Origin of the sequence: Azospirillum sp. HJ39 (genome assembly GCF_041507355.1) — a bacterium.
GTDB classification, from domain to species: domain Bacteria; phylum Pseudomonadota; class Alphaproteobacteria; order Azospirillales; family Azospirillaceae; genus Azospirillum; species Azospirillum thiophilum.
Genome location: NZ_CP167911.1, coordinates 1,754,672 through 1,771,969, shown reverse-complemented (window position 1 = coordinate 1,771,969; position 17,298 = coordinate 1,754,672). Strand labels below are relative to the sequence as shown.

Here is a 17,298-nt window from a genome sequence, read left to right as displayed (position 1 = left end):
GTTTAATGGGATGCAAAGGTCCACGGGCGCCCTCTCGCCCGTTTTCGTTTTGGAGCACTCCGATGACCACGCCGCGCGCCGTCCAGATCGGCGACCTGACCATTGCCAACGACCGTCCCTTCGTCCTGATCGCCGGCCCCTGCCAGATGGAGAGCCGCGACCACGCGCTGGAAACCGCGTCCGCGCTGGTGGAGATCGCCAAGGGTCTCGGCATCGGGCTGATCTACAAGTCGAGCTTCGACAAGGCCAACCGCACCTCGATCGCCACGGCGCGCGGCCTTGGCATGGACAAGGCGCTGCCGATCTTCGCGGAAATCCGCGAGCGCTTCGGCTGCCCGGTCATCACCGACGTCCATGATTCCCGCCAGTGCGCTCCCGTCGCCGAGGCGGTGGACGTGCTGCAGATCCCGGCCTTCCTGTGCCGCCAGACCGACCTGCTGATTGCGGCCGCCGAGACTGGCCGGGCTGTGAACGTCAAGAAGGGCCAGTTCCTTGCGCCGTGGGACATGAAGAACGTTGCCGCCAAGCTGGTGGCCTCGGGCAACGAGCGCGTACTGCTGTGCGAGCGCGGCGCCAGCTTCGGCTACAACACGCTGGTGTCGGACATGCGGTCTCTGCCGATCATGGCGGAGACGGGATTCCCGGTGGTGTTCGACGCCACCCATTCGGTCCAGCAGCCGGGCGGGCAGGGCACCACCTCGGGCGGCCAGCGCGAGTTCGTGCCGGTTCTGGCCCGTGCCGCAATCGCCGTCGGCGTCGCCGCCGTCTTCATGGAGACGCACGAGAATCCCGACTGCGCCCCCAGCGACGGCCCGAACATGGTGCCGCTGGCGGAGATGCCGGCGCTGCTCGCCAAGCTCCAGGCCTTCGACCGTCTCGCGAAGGCCTGACGTCGCTCAATCCCCGCTTCAGCCTTGACGGACATGCATGATGATTGGACGGATGTTGATCGGGCGGATGTTTAGGGGCGTGGCGGTCGCGCTCCTGCTGCTGGTCGCCGCCTTCCCGGCTGCGGCGCTGGAGAGCTTCCCGAAATCGAAGCTGACCGTCGAGACGGCGGGCGGCGGGAAGTTCCGCTTCGACGTCGAACTTGCGCTGACCCCCGGCCAGCAGGCGCAGGGGCTGATGTACCGCCGGACGATGGCGGCCGATGCCGGGATGCTGTTCATCTACGACCGGGTGCAGCCGGCCAGCTTCTGGATGAAGAACACGCTGATCCCGCTGGACATGCTGTTCATCGCCGCCGATGGGCGCATCGTGAACATCCACGAGCGCGCGGTGCCGGAATCGCTGGACTCGGTCAACTCCGACGGGCCGGTCAAGGCGATCCTGGAGCTGAACGGCGGCATGGCGGCGCGGCTGGGCATCCGCCCCGGCGACCGCGTGGTTTCCGCCGACCTTCTTCCGAAGCCTTAAGCGGAATGACCGACCGCGGCCCCGTGACTTTGGCGTAATCTCCCCCAGATTCAGTGGGCATGGGCAATGCGGCGCGGAGGGCAGGGATGGGCAGGCGGGCGGCGGTCATCGTCGGGGCGGCGCTCTGCGCCGTTGCCGGCCTGTCGGCCTATGTCGTGCTGGCAAGGGCCGAGCCGGGGCCGGCCTATCGCCTCGCCCGCATCGAGCAGGGGCCGCTGGTCAGCGCCATCACCGCCACCGGTACGATGAGCGCCCTGGTAACGGTCGAGGTCAGCTCCCAGCTGTCCGGCCAGATCGCCGAGCTTTACGCCGATTTCAACAGCCGGGTCAGCAGCGGCCAGATCCTCGCCCGACTGAACGGCGACCAGTTGGCGGCCCGGCTGGCCCAGGCCGGTGCCGACGTCGACTCATCCCGGGCATCGCTGGTGCAGCAGCAGGCGCTGCTCGACAAGGCGCGTGCCGACCTTGCCAGCGCCAAGGCGAGCGTCGCCAACACCGACGCCCAGATCCTGCTTGCCGACCTCGCCCAACGCGATGCCGAGCGCGACCTGCGGCGCCGGCGCGACCTGCAGGGCCGCGGCGTGGTCGCCGCCGCCGACCTGGAGAAGACGGAAACTGCCGCCCACAGCGCCCAGGCGCAGCTGGTCGCATCCCGCGCGCAAAAACGGCAGGCGGAAGCGGCGGAGGCCTCGGCCGCCGCGTCGCTTGCGGTCGCCGCCGCCCAGGTCGACGTCGCCCGCGCCCAGGTGGCACAGCGCGAGGCGGCCCTGCAGTTGGTCCGCGTCGACCTGAACCGCTCCGTCATCCGCTCCCCCATCGACGGCGTCGTCGTCAACCGGGCGGTCAGCACCGGCCAGACGGTCGCCGCCAGCCTGTCGGCCCCGACCCTGTTCACCATCGCCCAGGATCTGCGGCAGATGGAGGTTCTCGCCAACATCGACGAGGCCGACATCGGCCGGGTGAAGGAGGGGATGCCGGTGCGCTTTACCGTCAACGCCTTCCCCGGCGACAGCTTCACCGGGCGCGTCGCGCAGGTGCGGCTGGCGCCGAAGGAGGATCTGACCGTCGTCACCTACATCGTCGTCATCACGGTGGAGAATCCCGACCTGCGGCTGCTGCCGGGCATGACGGCCAACCTGCGGATCACGGTGGACGAGCGGCCGGCGGCGGTGAAGCTGCCCAACGCCGCGCTGCGCTTCCGTCCGCCCGGTGCCGGGCCGGGCATCGACGCCCCGGCGCCGACCACCGGCGGTGCCGATGGCGGGCGCGGCGCCGCGGCGCTGGAGGCCGCCGCGAAGCGGGTGGTCGACGGGCTCGCTCTCGACGAGGGCAGGCGCCGCGACATCGCCGCGCTGGTGGCCGAGGCGCGGGAGCGCTTCGCCGCGCTCGATGCCGAAGGGGGCGATCCGGAGCGCCGCCGGGCGGAGGCGAACGCCATCCGCGTGGCGGCGCTGGAGCGGATGGCGGCCCTGCTCGGCCCGGCGCAACGTGACCGTTTCGACGCGCTGGCCGAGCCCGGCCGGAGCGCCGACGCCACGCGCACGGTGTGGGTGCCCGCTCCCGGCACCGGCAGCCCGGTCGGCGTGCCGGTGCGGCTCGGCATCGGCGATGGCAGCTTCACCGAGCTGGTGTCCGGCGACCTGCGCGCCGGCCAGGAGGTCATCACCGGCATCCTGCCGCCCGACCGCGACACCCGCCGGGGGCCGCGCCTTGGCTTCTGAAGGGCACGGCGGCCCGCCTCTCATCGCCGTGGAAACCCTCAGCCGCCGGTATCGCATGGGGCCGCAGACCGTCCATGCGCTGGACGGCGTCACCGTCACCGTCGGCCGCGGCGAATTCGTGGCGGTCATGGGGCCGTCCGGCTCCGGCAAATCCACCTTCATGAACCTGCTGGGCTGCCTGGACCTTCCCGATTCCGGCCGCTACCGGCTGGACGGGCAGGAGGTCGCCGGCCTGTCGTCCGACGCGCTGGCGGCCTTGCGGAACCGCAGCATCGGTTTCGTCTTCCAGTCCTTCAACCTGCTCGCGCGCCAGACCGCGCTCGCCAACGTGATGCTGCCGATGGTCTATGCCGGCGTCGGCCATGCGACACGGGCGGAGCGGGCGCTGGCCGCGCTGGAGTCGGTGGGCCTGAGCGAACGGGCCGGGCACCGGCCGACCCAACTCTCGGGTGGCCAGCAGCAGCGCGTCGCCATCGCCCGCGCGCTGGTCAACGAGCCGCTGCTGCTGCTGGCCGACGAGCCGACGGGCGCGCTCGACAGCGCCACCAGCCTGGAGATCATCGCCCTGTTCCAGCGGCTCAACCGTCGCGGCATCACCGTGGTGCTGGTGACGCACGAGCCGGAGGTGGCACGCTTCGCCGGCCGAGTCCTGCATTTCCGCGACGGCCGCCTGATCGGCGACGTCAGCCAAGCCCCGGAGACAGCAGCATGACCGCTTTGGAGGTGGCGGCATGACCGTCTGGGACGCGCTCCGCGCCGCGCTGGAGTCGTTGCGCGCCAACCCGCTGCGCAGCGCGCTGACCATGCTCGGCATCGTCATCGGCGTTGCCGCGGTGATCGCCATGGTCGCGGTCGGCGCCGGCGCCCGCGACCAAGTGCTGCGTCAGATCGCCAGCCTGGGCACCAACCTGATCATGGTCGGGCAGGGCAGCATCGTCCGCAGCGGGGTGAAGCTCGGCGCCGGCACTGCATCGTCGCTGACCGAGGACGACGCGCTGGCGGTGTCGGCGGAGATCCCCGGCGTGGTCGTGACGGCGCCGTCGGTGCGCTGGGGCCTGCAGATCGTCGCCGGCAACCAGAACTGGGGCAGCGTGCTGTTCGGCGTCACTCCCGACTATATGGACGCCCGCGACTGGACTCTGGCGATGGGCCGCGGCCTGTCGGACGAGGATGTCGCGCAAGCCAACAAGGTGGTGGTGCTGGGTCGGACGGTGGTGCGCACTCTATTCGGCGGCGGCGACCCCATCGGCGAGCCGGTGCGTATCTTCTCCACGCCGCTGACCGTTGTCGGCGTGCTGGAGGAGAAGGGTCAGAACACCCAGGGACAGGACCAGGACGACGTCGTCTTCGTGCCGCTGTCGACCGCCAAGCGCAACATCCCCGGCATGGCCAAGAGCAACCCGCGCTTCATCCACACCATGGTGGTGAAGATGCGCGACGGTGCCGACATGGCCGAAGCCCAGATCCAGATCCGCGACCTGCTTCGCCAGCGCCACCGGCTGATCCCCGGCCAGGACGATGATTTCTGGATGCGCGACCTGTCGGAGGTGTCGGCGACGCGCGACGCCTCCTCCCGCGCGCTGTCCTTCCTGCTGGCGGCGGTGGCGGCGGTGTCGCTGCTGGTCGGCGGCATCGGCATCATGAACATCATGCTGGTCTCGGTGACCGAGCGGACGCGGGAGATCGGCCTGCGGCTTGCCGTGGGCGCGCGGCGGCGCGACATCCTGGTGCAGTTCCTGATCGAATCGACCACCCTGTCGTTGATCGGCGCCGCTGTGGGCGTGGTCCTGGGCATCGCCGCCGCGATGGGCGTGGCGACGCTTGCCGGCTGGCCGACACTGATCCGGATCGATTCGGTGGTGCTTGCGGTGGTGGTCAGCGGGCTGGTCGGCGTGTTCTTCGGCCTCTACCCGGCCCGGCGGGCGGCCCAGCTCAACCCGATCGAGGCATTGCGGCACGAATAGCCGCCCGGTCGGCATCGGCGTCGCCATCCAGCAGCACGAGCGTCGCACCGTTGCGCGCCAGCCGCCGTGCCAGCCGCCCTACCCAGGCGGCTTCCCGCGGTACGGCGAGCAGCGACGGCTGCCGCTCCGCCAACACCCGGGCCAGCGCCAGGAACGAGGTCGCGGCATGCCGCTTGCCGAGGTCGATCTGCCCGATGGCGGGATCGAGCGCTGCGCGCAGCAGCCCGCCGCCCGTTGGTGCCACGACATCGACCGCGGCACCGGCCTGCAGCAGCTCGTTGGCGAGCCCGACCGCCGCAAGCCGGTCGGGCCGGTCGCCGAGATCGGGCAGGAAGAGGGCGATGCGGAGCGGAACGGCTGTGAGGGACGGCAACGGACGGACCCTGTGGGATGTTGAAACCGGATGGGGTGAGCGACCGAACGCCGCATGGCGGCAGGCAGGATGGAGAAAGACCGGAAAACCGGTGCGCCGTTCGCTTGCCGTGGGCGTGGCGTTCGTGTATCTCACAACGCGGCGACGGGGCGTAGCGCAGTCTGGTCAGCGCGCCAGTTTTGGGTACTGGAGGCCCCCGGTTCGAATCCGGGCGCCCCGACCATCGCCGAAGGCAAGAACCGTGTCCCAGCCGGAGCGCCGGGACGCACGTGCAGACATTTGGGGGAGACGAGCGAGCCATGAACGTCCGGATCTATCAGCCGAGCAAGACGGCCATGCAGTCCGGCCGCGCCAAGACTCACCGCTGGATGCTGGACTATGAGATCGAGACCCCGCGCCGTCCGGAGCCCCTGATGGGCTGGACCAGCTCGGGCGACACGCTGAACCAGGTGCGCCTGTCCTTCGAGACGCGGGAGGAGGCCATCGCCTTCGCGGAGCGCAAGGGCTTCGACTACACCGTGCAGGACGCTCCCGTCCGCCGTGTCCGTCCGCGCAACTATGCCGACAATTTCCGCACCGACCGCCCGCGCTTCTGAGCGTGGCCGGGGATCGGGATAAGGCCCCATAGCTCAGTTGGATAGAGCAGCCGCCTTCTAAGCGGCAGGTCGCTGGTTCGAATCCAGCTGGGGTCGCCACCCGACACCATCGTCGCTCAAAAAGGAAAAGCCCCGCTTCGGCGGGGCTTTTTTGTGCTGAATTCTCGTGCAACATGGGGGCAACACGGAACCTTGTTCCTTCCAAGCAGCGGTACATAACGCAATGGGTGATACCAGGGTCAGAAAGTTTTGACTTCTGATCCCGGTATCATCGGCAGGTCCGGGAGCCCGGATCGCCTACTGCATGAACCAGCCGTGGCTCACGACCAGGGACTGGCCGGTCAGCGCGTTGGATCCGAAGGACGCGAAGAACAGGGCGGCCTGGGCGACATCCTCGACCGTCGTGAACTCACCGTCGACGGTCTCCTTCAGCATGACCGTCTTCACCACGTCCTCTTCGGAGATGCCGAGTTCTTTGGCCTGTTCGGGGATCTGCTTTTCGACCAGGGGGGTCCGGACGAAGCCGGGGCAGATCACGTTGGCGCGCACCCCATGCGCCGCACCTTCCTTCGCGACCACCTTGGCAAGGCCGATCAGCCCGTGCTTGGCGGTAACGTAAGGGGCCTTCAACGGCGATGCCTCCTTGGAGTGGACCGAGCCCATGTAGATGATGCTGCCGCTTCCCTGCTTGTACATCACCCGCAAGGCGGCGCGCGTGGTCAGGAAGGCGCCGTCCAGATGGATGGCGAGAAGCTGCTTCCATTTCGCGAACTCGAACTCCTCGACCGGTGCGACGGTCTGGATGCCGGCATTGCTCACCAGGATATCGATGCGGCCGAAGGCGGCCGCGGCGCGGGCCATGCCGGCCTCGACCTGGGCTTCGTCGGTCACGTCCATGGCGACGCCCAGCGCCCTCTGGCCAGTGGCGTCGAGGCTGGCGGCGGCCGCATCGGCGCCGGCCTGGTTCAGGTCGGCGATCACCACCAGCGCACCCTCGCGGGCGAAGGTCCGGGCGATCTCAAGCCCGATTCCACTTGCCGCCCCGGTGACGACGGCGACTTTGTCCTGCAAACGCATTGGTCTGCTCCTTCGGTCAAGATGGGTCTGATCGGTCATGGCGGGATCGGCCGGGCCGTGGCCGTGGCATGGTGGGTGGCGGTCTGTCAGGAGGGCTGGGCTTGGTCGCGCAGCACGTCGTGCGTGACGGGACCACCCATCCGCGGCGGCACCACCAGCCATTCCGGATGGGCGAGGGTGGCGAGGGTGTCGGCAAGGCCGCTGTCCCAATGCTCCCGCATGCCGGCGTTGGAGAACTCGTAGTCCTTGCTGTCGCGCTCGTAGCTCTTACGGCGGTAGATCAGGTGGATGATGTTGATCGCCGCGTCGCAGGAGGCGGTTCGCAGGGCCCTGGCCTCCGGCGTGTGCCTGAGATCGTCGGGGAGCCGGTCGAGGAGGGCGACGAGCTGGTTGCGCAAGGTCTGCTCGTAGGTGACCTTGTCGGTGTTGAATCGGGTCCGGCTGGAATAGATGATGTCCTTCTGCCGCTCCAGAACCTCCGACATGCCGCGCGGAACCTGGCCGCTTGCGCTCCACAGGTCGACCTGGAAGACCAGCGTGTCGCGGCGCGGCCGGTCTTCCAACACATGGTCGAGCGGCGTGTTCGAGACGAGCCCGCCATCCCAATAGAATTCGCCGTCGATCTCGACGGGGGCGAAGCCGGGAGGCAGGGCGCCGCTGGCCATCACATGCTCCGGGCCGATCCGGTGGGTATCGGTGTCGAAGTAGATGGAGTTGCCGGTCCGGACGTTGACCGCGCCGAGCGACAGCCGGATTCCGCCGGCATTGACGCGGTCGAAGTCGATCAGGTCTTCCAGCGTGCTTTTCAGGGGCGCGGTGTCGTACAGGCTGGTCGGTCCGGCAAAGGGGCCGGCCACGGCCCATTCCACCGCCGGCCGCGGGCGGAAGAAGCCCGGCTGTCCGGACAGCGCCGTCCGCCATGCGCTCCATTGGCTGAGGACGGAAATCGATGGGCCGTCGGGATCCAGCCGCCGCCAAAGGCTTTCCGCACCTTCCCAGGGCGAGGGCGGGGCGACGCGGGTCCAGAACTCCGACAGCGCGGCGCAGCGCCGTTCCGGGGGATTGCCGGCGATCAGCGCCGCGTTGATGGCGCCGATCGACACGCCGGCCACCCAGGTCGGATGGATTTCGTGCTTGAACAGTCCTTCGACGACCCCCGCCTGGTAGGCGCCAAGAGCGCCACCACCTTGAAGGACAAGAGCCACCCGTTCATAGGGGGCGATGAGATCAGCAAAGGATCCGTCGCGCATAGAAGCCTTTCCCAACCAATGGGTGTCCTGGAGGCCTTTTCCTTCGGCCAGCAGGTCAGATATGGGGCGAGAATCGGAGACGGCCATGCGAAACGGCCAGAACGGATTGGGACGTCTTCATGGCAGCCATGCTCAGCGCCTGGGTTGGTGTCGGTGACTTACAGGTCTGGGGGGGCACCAACCGGTACCGTCCTGTTCGCTTCACCATGCCCGGGGGCATTCCAGGGTGGCGGCGTACAGCCTGACGCAAAAAGACGCGTCACCGGAACAGGGAGTTCGACACGCGGCAGGGCGGGAGTTTGACACTGCCGCCGAACAGGCCGCTAAGTCATTGAAAAGATGGTGATCCGGGTGGGATTCGAACCCACGGCCACATGATTAAAAGTCACGTGCTCTACCGACTGAGCTACCGGATCATCCTTGCAAGGCGGTGGGGCAACCGACCCCCGCCGAAGGTGGGCGCACCATAGAAAGGCGCGCGCGAAAGGTCAACCATGGGCTTGATGGCAAAGGCAGGAAATTGCCATCAAGCCCAACACCGGGTCACTCAGGTCTGATTGGTGATCGGTGCCGTGCCGTTGCCGGCTTCCAACGCAAAGCGTTCGGCCAAGCGTTCCGCCACACGGGCCGAAACGAAATGACGGATGTCGCCACCGAGCCGACCGATTTCCTTCACAAAACGCGACGAGATGAACTGATGCTTTTCCGACGACATAAGGAAGATCGTCTCGACCTTCGGGTTCAGCCGCGCGTTCATCCCCGCCATCTGGAATTCATATTCGAAGTCCGAGACGGCGCGCAAGCCGCGGATGATGACCCGAGCATTCATCTCGATGGCGAAATGCATCAGCAAATTGTCGAACGCCCGCACTTCGATGCTCGCGCCGGCAGCATTCAGGCCTGCCACGTCCTCGCGGACCATCGCGACCCGCTCGTCGGTGGAGTAGAGCGGGCCCTTGCCGGCATTCCGGGCGACGCCGACGATCAGGTGGTCGACCTGACGGGCGGCGCGCTGGATGATGTCCATGTGACCGTTGGTGATCGGATCGAAGGTGCCCGGATAGACACCGATTCGACGACCCGTGCTGGTCTCGGTCTGGCTGGTCGCCATGGAGATTTTCCTTTACGCCTGTCCGTTATTCGTTCGGCACGGCCGGGCCGCCGGCATCGCCGCCGGTCCCGACACCGTTTTCACCGGTACCGTTCTCGGTCATGCCGCTCTCGCCCACGCCGTTTTCACCGGCACCGTTCTCGCTGCCGGGTTCGGCGTCTTCCTCGGCGATGGTGGCGACGGACACCACGCGCTCGTCCGCTCCGACGCGGAACAACGTGACGCCCAGCGTCTTGCGGCCGGCCACCCGCACATCGTGCAGCGGCATGCGGATCACTTGGCCGCCATTGGTCACCATCATCACCTGATGGGTCGATTCGACCGGGAAGGCGGCGACGATCGAGCCATTGCGCTCGCCCATTTCCATGTTCCAGATGCCCTGGCCGCCGCGGCCGGTCACCCGGTATTCGTAGGAGGAGCTGCGCTTGCCATAGCCCTTGTCCGAAACGGTCAGGATATATTGCTCCAGCCGCTTCAGCTCCTCGTACCGCTCCGGCGTCAGGGTGACGGATTCGGCGGATACCTCGTCGGCTTCCGGCGCGGCCTCGCCCTCCATCTCCAGACCTTCGTCGCGCTTCATCTTGAAGAAGGCGGCGCGCTCCGCGGCGTCGGCCTCGACATGGCCGAGGATCGACAGCGAGACGACCTCGTCCCCGTCGGCCAGCCGGATGCCGCGCACACCGGTGGAGGTGCGGCCGGCGAAGACGCGCACGTCGTCCACCGCGAAGCGGATGCACTTGCCGCCGCGGGTCGCCAGCAGCACGTCGTCGGTTTCCGAGCAGGTGTGGACGCCGATCAGCCGCTCGCCCTCCTCCTCCAGCTTCATCGCGATCAGGCCGTTGGACCGGATGTTGGCGAAGTCCGACATGCGGTTGCGGCGGATGTTGCCCTTTGAGGTGGCGAAAACGACATGCAGGTCGGCCCAGGCCGCCTCGTCCTCTGGCAAGGGCAGGACGGTGGTGATGGTGTCGCCGTCGACCAGCGGCAGCAGGTTGACGAAGGCCTTGCCGCGCGCCTGCGGATTGCCCAGAGGCAGTCGGTATACCTTCAGCTTGTAGACCATGCCGCGGTTCGAGAACAGCAGCAGCGGCGTGTGGGTGTTGGCGACGAACAGGTCGCTGACCGCATCCTCCGCCTTCATCGACATGCCGGACCGGCCCTTGCCGCCACGCTTCTGCGCCCGGTATGTGGACAGCGGCACGCGCTTCACATAGCCGGACTGGCTGACGGTGACGACCATGTCCTCGCGCTGGATCAGGTCCTCGATGTCGGCCTCGAACTCCAGATCCTGGATTTCGGTGCGGCGCGGGTTGCCGAACCGCTCCTTCATCTCGACCAGCTCGTCGCGCAGGATCCCCAGCAGCTTCGGCCGGTTGGCGAGCGTGGCGAGGAAGTCGGCGATCTGGTCGGTGACGTCGGTCAGCTCGGCGCCGATCTTGTCGCGCTCCAGCCCGGTCAGCCGGTGCAGGCGCAAATCGAGGATGGCGCGGGCCTGGACCTCCGACAGGCGGTAGGTGCCTTGCTCGCTGACGCCGCGGCCCGGCTCGTCGATCAGTTCGATCAGCGGGCCGACGTCGTGGACCGGCCATTCGCGGGTCATGATCTCCTCGCGCGCCCACACCGGATCGGGGGCGCTGCGGATCAGCTCGATCATCGCATCGAGGTTGGCGACTGCCACGGCCAGACCGACCAAGGTGTGCGCCCGCTCGCGTGCCTTGCCCAGCAGGAACTCGGTCCGCCGGGTGATGACCTGCTCGCGGAAGCGGACGAAGGCCTCGATGATCTGCTTCAGGGTCATCAGCACCGGCCGGCCGCCGTTCAGCGCCAGCATGTTGACCCCGAAGGAGGTCTGGAGCTGGGTGTGGCGGAACAGCTGGGCCAGCACGACGTCGGGCACCGCGTCGCGCTTAAGCTCGACCACCACGCGCACGCCATCGCGGTCGGATTCGTCGCGCAGGTCGGAAATGCCCTCGATGATCTTGTCGTTCACGACCTCGCCGATGCGTTCCATCAGCTTGGCCTTGTTGACCTGATAAGGGATCTCGGTCGCGATGATGGCGGTGCGGTCCTTGCGCACCTCTTCGAAATGGGTCTTGGCGCGCAGGATGACCGAGCCGCGCCCCTGCATCAGCGCCGCCCGGCTGCCCGACCGGCCCAGGATCAGGCCGCCCGTCGGGAAATCGGGGCCGGGGACGATCTCCAGCAGTTCCTCGTCCGAGACGTAGGGGTTGTCGATGTAGGCGCAACAGGCGTCGATCACCTCGCCCAGATTGTGGGGCGGGATATTGGTCGCCATGCCGACGGCGATGCCGCCGGCGCCGTTCACCAGCAGGTTCGGGAAGCGGGCCGGGACGACGGTCGGCTCGCGGCCCGAATCGTCGTAGCTTGCCTGGAAGTCGATGGTGTCCTTGTCGATGTCGTCCAGCAGCGCTTCCGCCGCCTTGGCCAGACGCGCCTCGGTATAGCGCATCGCCGCCGCCGGATCGCCGTCCATCGAGCCGAAATTGCCCTGGCCGTCGATCAGCGGCAGGCGCATCGAGAAGTCCTGCGCCATGCGGACCATGGCGTCATAGATCGCGCTGTCGCCGTGCGGGTGGTATTTACCCATCACGTCGCCGACGATGCGCGCCGACTTCTTGTAGGGCTTGGTCGAGTCGTACCCGCCCTCCTTCATCGCATAGAGGATGCGCCGGTGAACCGGCTTCAGCCCGTCGCGGACGTCGGGCAGGGCACGGCTCACGATCACGCTCATCGCGTAGTCGAGATACGATTTCCGCATCTCGTCTTCGATGTTGATCGGCGCGATGTCGGAGGCGGGAGGAAGGGGCGTATTGCTCAAGCAGGACACTCGTTCTTCAGTTGCGCCGCACCGGAAAGCCCGGGGGCCTCAAGCGGCGGACGCTGGCCTGGACGGCCGAAGGTTTTGCCCAGGAAATATAGCAACTCTCGCAATTGCACACAACGATTCGGGCCGGAAGAGGCAGGTCAAGACGTTGGTCAAGACGCAGGTCAGTGCCGGCTCAGACGTGCGAAGCGCAGCGACAGGATCGCCACCGATACCACACTGGCGATCAGAATCCCCTCGAAAAGCCCGTGCGGGCCGTGGCCGAGGCCGAAGACCAGGAACGCCGACACCGGGATCATCACCACCGCGTAGGAGAAGAAGTGCAGGGCGGTCGGAACCCAGGCGTCGTGCCGGCCGCGCAGCGCGTTGGCCATCACCGTCTGGCCGCCGTCGGCGATCAGGATCCAGGCGGCGAAGGCGATCAGCGGCACCACCGCTTCCAGCAGCTCCGGATCGTTGGTGTAGATGGCGCCCAGCGCTTCCGGCAGGCTGCGATAGAGGATGCCGACGCCGGCCAGGATGGCGCTGGTTACGCCCAGCCCGGTCCAGCCGGCCAGCGCCATGTCGCGGCGGTCGCCGCGGCCATAGGCCACACCCACCCGCACCGCCGTCGCCGACGCCAGCCCGACCGCCGCCATGAAGGGCAGGGCGGTCAGGTTCAGCCCGACCGTGTAGGCGCCCAGCGCCAGCGGCGAGATCATGCCGGCGAACAGGCCGAGCGCGGCAAAGGCGCCGCTCTCCACCCCGATGCTGAGCCCGGCGGCATAGCCGAGATTGCGTTGGCGCCGCGCGCCGCTCCACCAGCCGGCCACCGGCCGGCGCAGCTCCCACCGGTCATGGTCGCGCATCCACCAGACATAGGCGACCAGCCCCAGCCCCATGCCCCAGCGGACGATGGTGGTCGCCCAGGCGGAGCCGACCGCGCCCAGCGGTTCCAGCCCCATATGTCCCCACACCAGCGCCCAGGCCAGCGCGGCATTGACCAGGTTGCCGATCACCATCGCCACCATGCCGGGCAGTGGGCGCTTGACGCCTTCCAGGAAGAAGCCGGTGGTGATGTAGAGCATCATGCCCGGCGCGCCGAGCCCCAGCACCGCCAGCACATGGGCGCCGCCCGCCGCCATGTCCGGCGTCTGCCCGCCGGCCTGGAACAGCGGGTCGCCCAGCAGCGAGACCAGCGCGAACAGCACGCCCAGCAGCAGCGCGTAGGGCACCGACCGCCGCCATGCCCGGCCGCATTCCGCGTCGGTGCCGGCGCCGAAGGCATGGGCGGTGATCATCACCGTGCCCATCAGCAGCCCGACTCCGGTGCCGACCATGATGTTCCCGGGCAGGTGGGCCAGCCCGTAATAGGCCAGTTCCTGCGCCGAGAATCGGCCGACGATGGCGGTGTCGACCGCCATCATCACCATCAGCCCGGCGCGCGAGACGATGACCGGCGCGGCCAGCCGCAGCAGCTCGCCGATATGGACGGCAAGGCGCGCGCGCAGCGGCTCGGGGGCGGGCAGGGTGGCGGAGCTCATGGGACTGGACCGTGGGGCAGCTATGGAGACGGATGGCGATCGGTGGATTTGGCGCCGCCGGAGCGTAGTGCCTGACCGGAAATCAGGCAGGCTGCGCAAAAGCCGGTCATCTTGACCGGTCGGCGTACCGCGTCAAGGCTTTCGCGCCGCCTGAATGGACGGTTGCGCTCCACGCATGGCCCGTTGCCGCCGGGCGGAACCAACCCGCCGCGGCCCCGTTGTCAGAAAACAGCCCGTTGTTGGAAACGGAAGCGAACGACGCCCGGACCGGTACGCACTCAACTCCAACCCCCAGACCGGAGAGACAGCATGCACCACGCCAAGCACCGTGCCCGGCAGCGCGCAGCCGCCCGCGCCGTTCCGTTTCCCGCGCGTGGGATGGTGCTCCTGACCTTCCTGGTCGCCCTCGCGGCGATGCTGGCCGGCTGCAACACCGTGGAGGGCGCCGGGCAGGATGTCCGTGCCGGCGGCCGCGCCATCGAACGGGCGGCCGACTGACCGCCATCCGACCGGAGCCCCATTCCCAGAATCTTCGGACCACCAGGAGTTTCCGCATGAGCGAACCGCTGAAGCCGTCCACCCCCGGCGAGATCCCGCCGCCGTCGAACCCGAATCCGCCGCAGCCCGACCGCCCGACCACGCCGGATCCCTATCCGGTGCCCGAGAATCCCGGCATCCTCCCGGAAGTGCCACCGCCGGCCGACGAGCCGATGCCCGGCATGCCCAATCCGACCACGGCATAAGCTGCAGGGCGGGGGAGCGGCTGCGAAGCTGCCTCCCTCAAACCGCCTCGGGCGCCGGTTCCACCGGCGCGACCGTCGCCAGGATCCAGCTCTCGATCCGTTCCGCCACGGCTTGCCAGTCCCGTTCCAGCATCATCGCATGGCCCATGCCGGGCATGAACACCGGCTGGGTGCCCAGCGCCATGGCGGTGGCGACCACCTCGGCATGGGGAAACAGCATGTCCTCCGCGGCCCCCATCACCAGCACCGGGGTTTCGCGCGGGGGCAGAACGGGGAAGGGGATCCAGCCGCCGATGTCCATCAGGACGCGGCGCGATTCCTCCTGCAGATAGGGCTCGTACCGCGCGGCCTCGGCCGCCGGCATCGCGTCGGAGAACATGGCCCGGCGAATCGCCGCCGGGTCGATGGCCTTCTCGCCGAAGCTGGTCAGCATCGCCATCTGCTGGAACACGTAGGGCGAGCGCCAGGCCAGCCCCATGGTCGAGGACCACAGCCCATGGGGCGGGGCGGACGCCATCAGCACGCCACCCGGAAAGCGCCGCTTCGCCAGCGCGCGCTGCACCACCATGCCGCCCATCGAATGGCCGATCAGCAGCGGCGGCGCCGACAGCCGGTCCGCCGCCTCCAGCACGTCCTCCACATAGTCGGCGATGCCGAAGCCGTGCAGCCGGTCGCGCCCTTCGCTGCCGCCATGGCCGCGCAGCGAGACGGCATGCGCCTCCCACCCCCGTTCGGCAAACCAGGGCAGGAACTTGGCGTCCCAGATCCAGGCCCCGCTGAAGGCGCCATGGACGAACAGCAGCGGGGGAGCCTTCGGCGTGCCGGCGGGACGGCGGCTGATGATTTCCAGGTTCGACATCGGATCGCCGATTGTGAGTGTGCGTTGCGGCAAGGATGGGTCGCCGGTCCGCGTCTGTCCAGCCGCGGCGGCGGCAACCCTGCCCATCGTCGGGACTTGCACCGTTTGACGCCACCGGCCCGGTTTGCGACAGTCCGCGCGTACAAGCGCCTGCAACATCACTCCGGAGACGGCCCGTGCCGAAACAGCCGCCAAATCCGCCGGTTATCGACCCCGCGGTTCTGAGCGCCGAGACCGGCGCCACCGACTATCCGCAGCCCTTCCGGGCACAGGTCGCCGGGCGGCACCGGGTGGCGCTGGGCGATTCGCTGGGGCTGAGCAATTTCGGCGTCAACCTGACCCGGTTGGCACCCGGCGCGTCCTCCGCCCTGCGCCACTGGCACAGCCGCCAGGACGAGTTCGTCTATGTCGTCGAGGGTGAGTTGACCCTGGTCACCGATGCGGGCGAGACGCCGCTGACCGCCGGCATGTGCGCCGGCTTCCCGGCGGGGGTCGCCGACGGCCACCGGCTGGTCAACCGCGGCGACCATCCGGCCAGCTATCTGGAGGTCGGCGACCGCAGCCCCGGCGACGCCATCGACTATTCCGACGAGGACATGGTCTGGCGTGACGGCGCCTATGTCCACCGCGACGGGACGCCATGGTGATGACGGCGGTTATGACTGGCGACCTCACGCTGGTGCTGGGCGGCGCCCGCTCCGGCAAGAGCCGCTATGCCGAGGGGCTGGTCACTGCGCTCGGCGGTCCGCGCGTCTACATCGCCACCTCCCAGGTCTGGGATGCCGAGATGGCCGAGCGGGTGGCGGCGCATCGCGACGACCGCGGCCCCGGCTGGACGACGGTGGAGGAGCCGCGGGACCTGACCGGCGCGCTCCGACGCCATGCCGCCGCGGGCACCGGCCTGCTGGTCGACTGCCTGACCCTGTGGCTGACCAACCTGATGATGGCGGAGGCCGACATCGCGGCGGAGACCGCGGCGCTGGTGGCGCTGCTGCCGGAGTTGCCCGGCCGGGTGGTCCTGGTCTCCAACGAGGTCGGGCTCGGCATCGTGCCCGACAACGCGCTGGCGCGTCGTTTCCGCGACCATGCCGGCCGCCTGCATCAATCCATCGCGGCCGTCGCGCCGCGCGTCGTGCTGACCGTCGCCGGTCTGCCGATGTACGTGAAGGGAACCCCCGCATGACCGACACCCCGGCCGCAGACGACTCCGCAGACGATTTCGAGGCCAACCGCCGCCATGCCGAGAAGATGAAGCGGCGCAAGGCGTTGCAGGAGCGGACCCTTGCTTCCAAGACGGTGGAGAAGGGCCTGCTGATGGTCCACACCGGCAAGGGCAAGGGCAAGTCGACCGCCGCCTTCGGGCTGATGATGCGCGCGGTCGGCCACGGCATGCGCGTCGGCATGGTGCAGTTCGTCAAGGGCGCCTGGTCCACCGGCGAGACGGTGGCGCTGGAGCGCTTCGAGGATCTGGTCGATTTCCACACGATGGGCGAGGGCTTCACCTGGGACACCCAGGACCGCGCCCGCGACATCGCCGCCGCCGAGGCTGCCTGGGCCAAGGCCAAGGAGCTGATGGACGACCCGCGCTATCGCCTGATCGTGCTGGACGAGCTGAACATCGTCCTGCGCATGGAGTATCTGCCGCTGGACGAGGTGCTGGCGACGCTGGCCGCCCGCCGGCCCGACCTGCATGTCTGCATCACCGGCCGCAACGCCAAGCCCGAGCTGATCGCCGCCGCCGATCTCGTCACCGAGATGACCCCGGTCAAGCACCCGTTCGAGGCCGGGGTGAAGGCCCAGGCCGGCATCGAGTTCTGAGC

At 68.5% G+C, this 17,298-nt stretch carries 18 protein-coding genes and 3 tRNA genes; 13 read left to right on the top strand and 8 right to left on the bottom strand.

Annotated features, from left to right (window positions below; translation table 11 throughout):
* Positions 1-62: 62 nt before the first annotated feature.
* The 5 genes from kdsA (at position 63) to ABMY26_RS21635 (ending at position 5,101) form a co-directional block, all read left to right on the top strand.
* Positions 63-890 (top strand): 3-deoxy-8-phosphooctulonate synthase, encoded by an 828-nt coding sequence (kdsA, locus tag ABMY26_RS21655; protein WP_372396713.1) that lies wholly within the window; start codon positions 63-65, stop codon positions 888-890.
* 79 nt (positions 891-969) lie between these two features.
* Positions 970-1,416, top strand: a complete 447-nt coding sequence (locus tag ABMY26_RS21650; protein WP_372396712.1) for a DUF192 domain-containing protein — start codon at positions 970-972, stop codon at positions 1,414-1,416.
* A gap of 86 nt (positions 1,417-1,502) precedes the next feature.
* Positions 1,503-3,137, top strand: a complete 1,635-nt coding sequence (locus ABMY26_RS21645) for an efflux RND transporter periplasmic adaptor subunit (RefSeq protein WP_372396711.1) — start codon at positions 1,503-1,505, stop codon at positions 3,135-3,137.
* Positions 3,127-3,849, top strand: a complete 723-nt coding sequence (locus tag ABMY26_RS21640) for an ABC transporter ATP-binding protein (RefSeq protein ID WP_372396710.1) — start codon at positions 3,127-3,129, stop codon at positions 3,847-3,849. Before ABMY26_RS21645 ends, ABMY26_RS21640 begins: the two co-directional genes overlap by 11 nt.
* A 19-nt stretch (positions 3,850-3,868) precedes the next feature.
* Complete coding sequence (locus ABMY26_RS21635; protein WP_372396709.1) at positions 3,869-5,101, top strand: ABC transporter permease; 1,233 nt, start codon at positions 3,869-3,871, stop codon at positions 5,099-5,101.
* On the opposite strand, the gene ABMY26_RS21630 is transcribed toward ABMY26_RS21635, so the two are convergent.
* Complete coding sequence (locus ABMY26_RS21630) at positions 5,070-5,474, bottom strand: hypothetical protein (protein ID WP_372396708.1); 405 nt, start codon at positions 5,472-5,474, stop codon at positions 5,070-5,072. The two genes, ABMY26_RS21635 and ABMY26_RS21630, sit on opposite strands and share 32 nt — an antisense overlap.
* Positions 5,475-5,619: 145 nt before the next feature.
* Between ABMY26_RS21630 and ABMY26_RS21625 the strand changes: the two genes are divergently transcribed.
* The 3 genes from ABMY26_RS21625 (at position 5,620) to ABMY26_RS21615 (ending at position 6,169) form a co-directional block, all read left to right on the top strand.
* Positions 5,620-5,697: transfer RNA gene (locus ABMY26_RS21625), tRNA-Pro, on the top strand.
* A gap of 76 nt (positions 5,698-5,773) precedes the next feature.
* Positions 5,774-6,070 (top strand): ETC complex I subunit, encoded by a 297-nt coding sequence (locus ABMY26_RS21620; protein WP_372396707.1) that lies wholly within the window; start codon positions 5,774-5,776, stop codon positions 6,068-6,070.
* A gap of 22 nt (positions 6,071-6,092) precedes the next feature.
* A tRNA-Arg gene (locus ABMY26_RS21615) sits at positions 6,093-6,169 on the top strand.
* Positions 6,170-6,367: 198 nt separating this feature from the next.
* Here the strand turns inward: ABMY26_RS21615 and ABMY26_RS21610 are convergent.
* From ABMY26_RS21610 to ABMY26_RS21585, 6 genes are all read right to left on the bottom strand, one after another.
* Positions 6,368-7,147, bottom strand: coding sequence for a 3-hydroxybutyrate dehydrogenase (locus ABMY26_RS21610; protein ID WP_372396706.1), 780 nt, complete (start codon positions 7,145-7,147; stop codon positions 6,368-6,370).
* An 86-nt stretch (positions 7,148-7,233) separates the two neighbouring features.
* Positions 7,234-8,397, bottom strand: a complete 1,164-nt coding sequence (locus ABMY26_RS21605; protein ID WP_372396705.1) for a patatin-like phospholipase family protein — start codon at positions 8,395-8,397, stop codon at positions 7,234-7,236.
* Between the two features lie 340 nt (positions 8,398-8,737).
* Positions 8,738-8,813, bottom strand: a tRNA-Lys gene (locus ABMY26_RS21600).
* Between the two features lie 131 nt (positions 8,814-8,944).
* Positions 8,945-9,508, bottom strand: coding sequence for a pantetheine-phosphate adenylyltransferase (gene coaD, locus ABMY26_RS21595; RefSeq protein WP_372396704.1), 564 nt, complete (start codon positions 9,506-9,508; stop codon positions 8,945-8,947).
* A 25-nt stretch (positions 9,509-9,533) separates the two neighbouring features.
* Positions 9,534-12,347: a DNA gyrase subunit A gene (gene gyrA, locus ABMY26_RS21590; protein WP_372396703.1), complete on the bottom strand. Its 2,814-nt coding sequence runs from the start codon at positions 12,345-12,347 to the stop codon at positions 9,534-9,536.
* A 170-nt stretch (positions 12,348-12,517) separates the two neighbouring features.
* A complete protein-coding gene (locus ABMY26_RS21585) occupies positions 12,518-13,876 on the bottom strand; it encodes an MATE family efflux transporter (RefSeq protein ID WP_372396702.1) in 1,359 nt (452 codons plus the stop codon).
* Positions 13,877-14,185: 309 nt separating this feature from the next.
* On the opposite strand from ABMY26_RS21585, the gene ABMY26_RS21580 reads away from it, so the two are divergent.
* Together ABMY26_RS21580 and ABMY26_RS21575 are read left to right on the top strand one after the other, a co-directional pair.
* Positions 14,186-14,374, top strand: coding sequence for an entericidin A/B family lipoprotein (locus tag ABMY26_RS21580; RefSeq protein ID WP_372396701.1), 189 nt, complete (start codon positions 14,186-14,188; stop codon positions 14,372-14,374).
* A 56-nt stretch (positions 14,375-14,430) separates the two neighbouring features.
* A complete protein-coding gene (locus ABMY26_RS21575) occupies positions 14,431-14,619 on the top strand; it encodes a hypothetical protein (protein ID WP_372396700.1) in 189 nt (62 codons plus the stop codon).
* 37 nt (positions 14,620-14,656) lie between these two features.
* Here ABMY26_RS21575 and ABMY26_RS21570 read toward each other — a convergent pair whose 3' ends face one another.
* Positions 14,657-15,478 (bottom strand): alpha/beta hydrolase, encoded by an 822-nt coding sequence (locus ABMY26_RS21570; RefSeq protein WP_372396699.1) that lies wholly within the window; start codon positions 15,476-15,478, stop codon positions 14,657-14,659.
* Between the two features lie 176 nt (positions 15,479-15,654).
* On the opposite strand from ABMY26_RS21570, the gene ABMY26_RS21565 reads away from it, so the two are divergent.
* From ABMY26_RS21565 to cobO, 3 genes are read left to right on the top strand one after another with little or no spacing between them, the layout of a single operon-like run.
* Entirely contained in the window at positions 15,655-16,125 is a 471-nt protein-coding gene (locus ABMY26_RS21565; protein WP_372396698.1) for a cupin domain-containing protein, read from the top strand.
* Positions 16,125-16,661 carry a bifunctional adenosylcobinamide kinase/adenosylcobinamide-phosphate guanylyltransferase gene (gene cobU, locus ABMY26_RS21560; RefSeq protein WP_372396697.1) on the top strand — a complete coding sequence of 179 codons (537 nt, stop codon included), beginning with the start codon at positions 16,125-16,127 and terminating at the stop codon, positions 16,659-16,661. Before ABMY26_RS21565 ends, cobU begins: the two co-directional genes overlap by 1 nt.
* Positions 16,658-17,296, top strand: coding sequence for a cob(I)yrinic acid a,c-diamide adenosyltransferase (gene cobO, locus ABMY26_RS21555; RefSeq protein ID WP_372396696.1), 639 nt, complete (start codon positions 16,658-16,660; stop codon positions 17,294-17,296). Before cobU ends, cobO begins: the two co-directional genes overlap by 4 nt.
* Positions 17,297-17,298 lie beyond the last annotated feature (2 nt).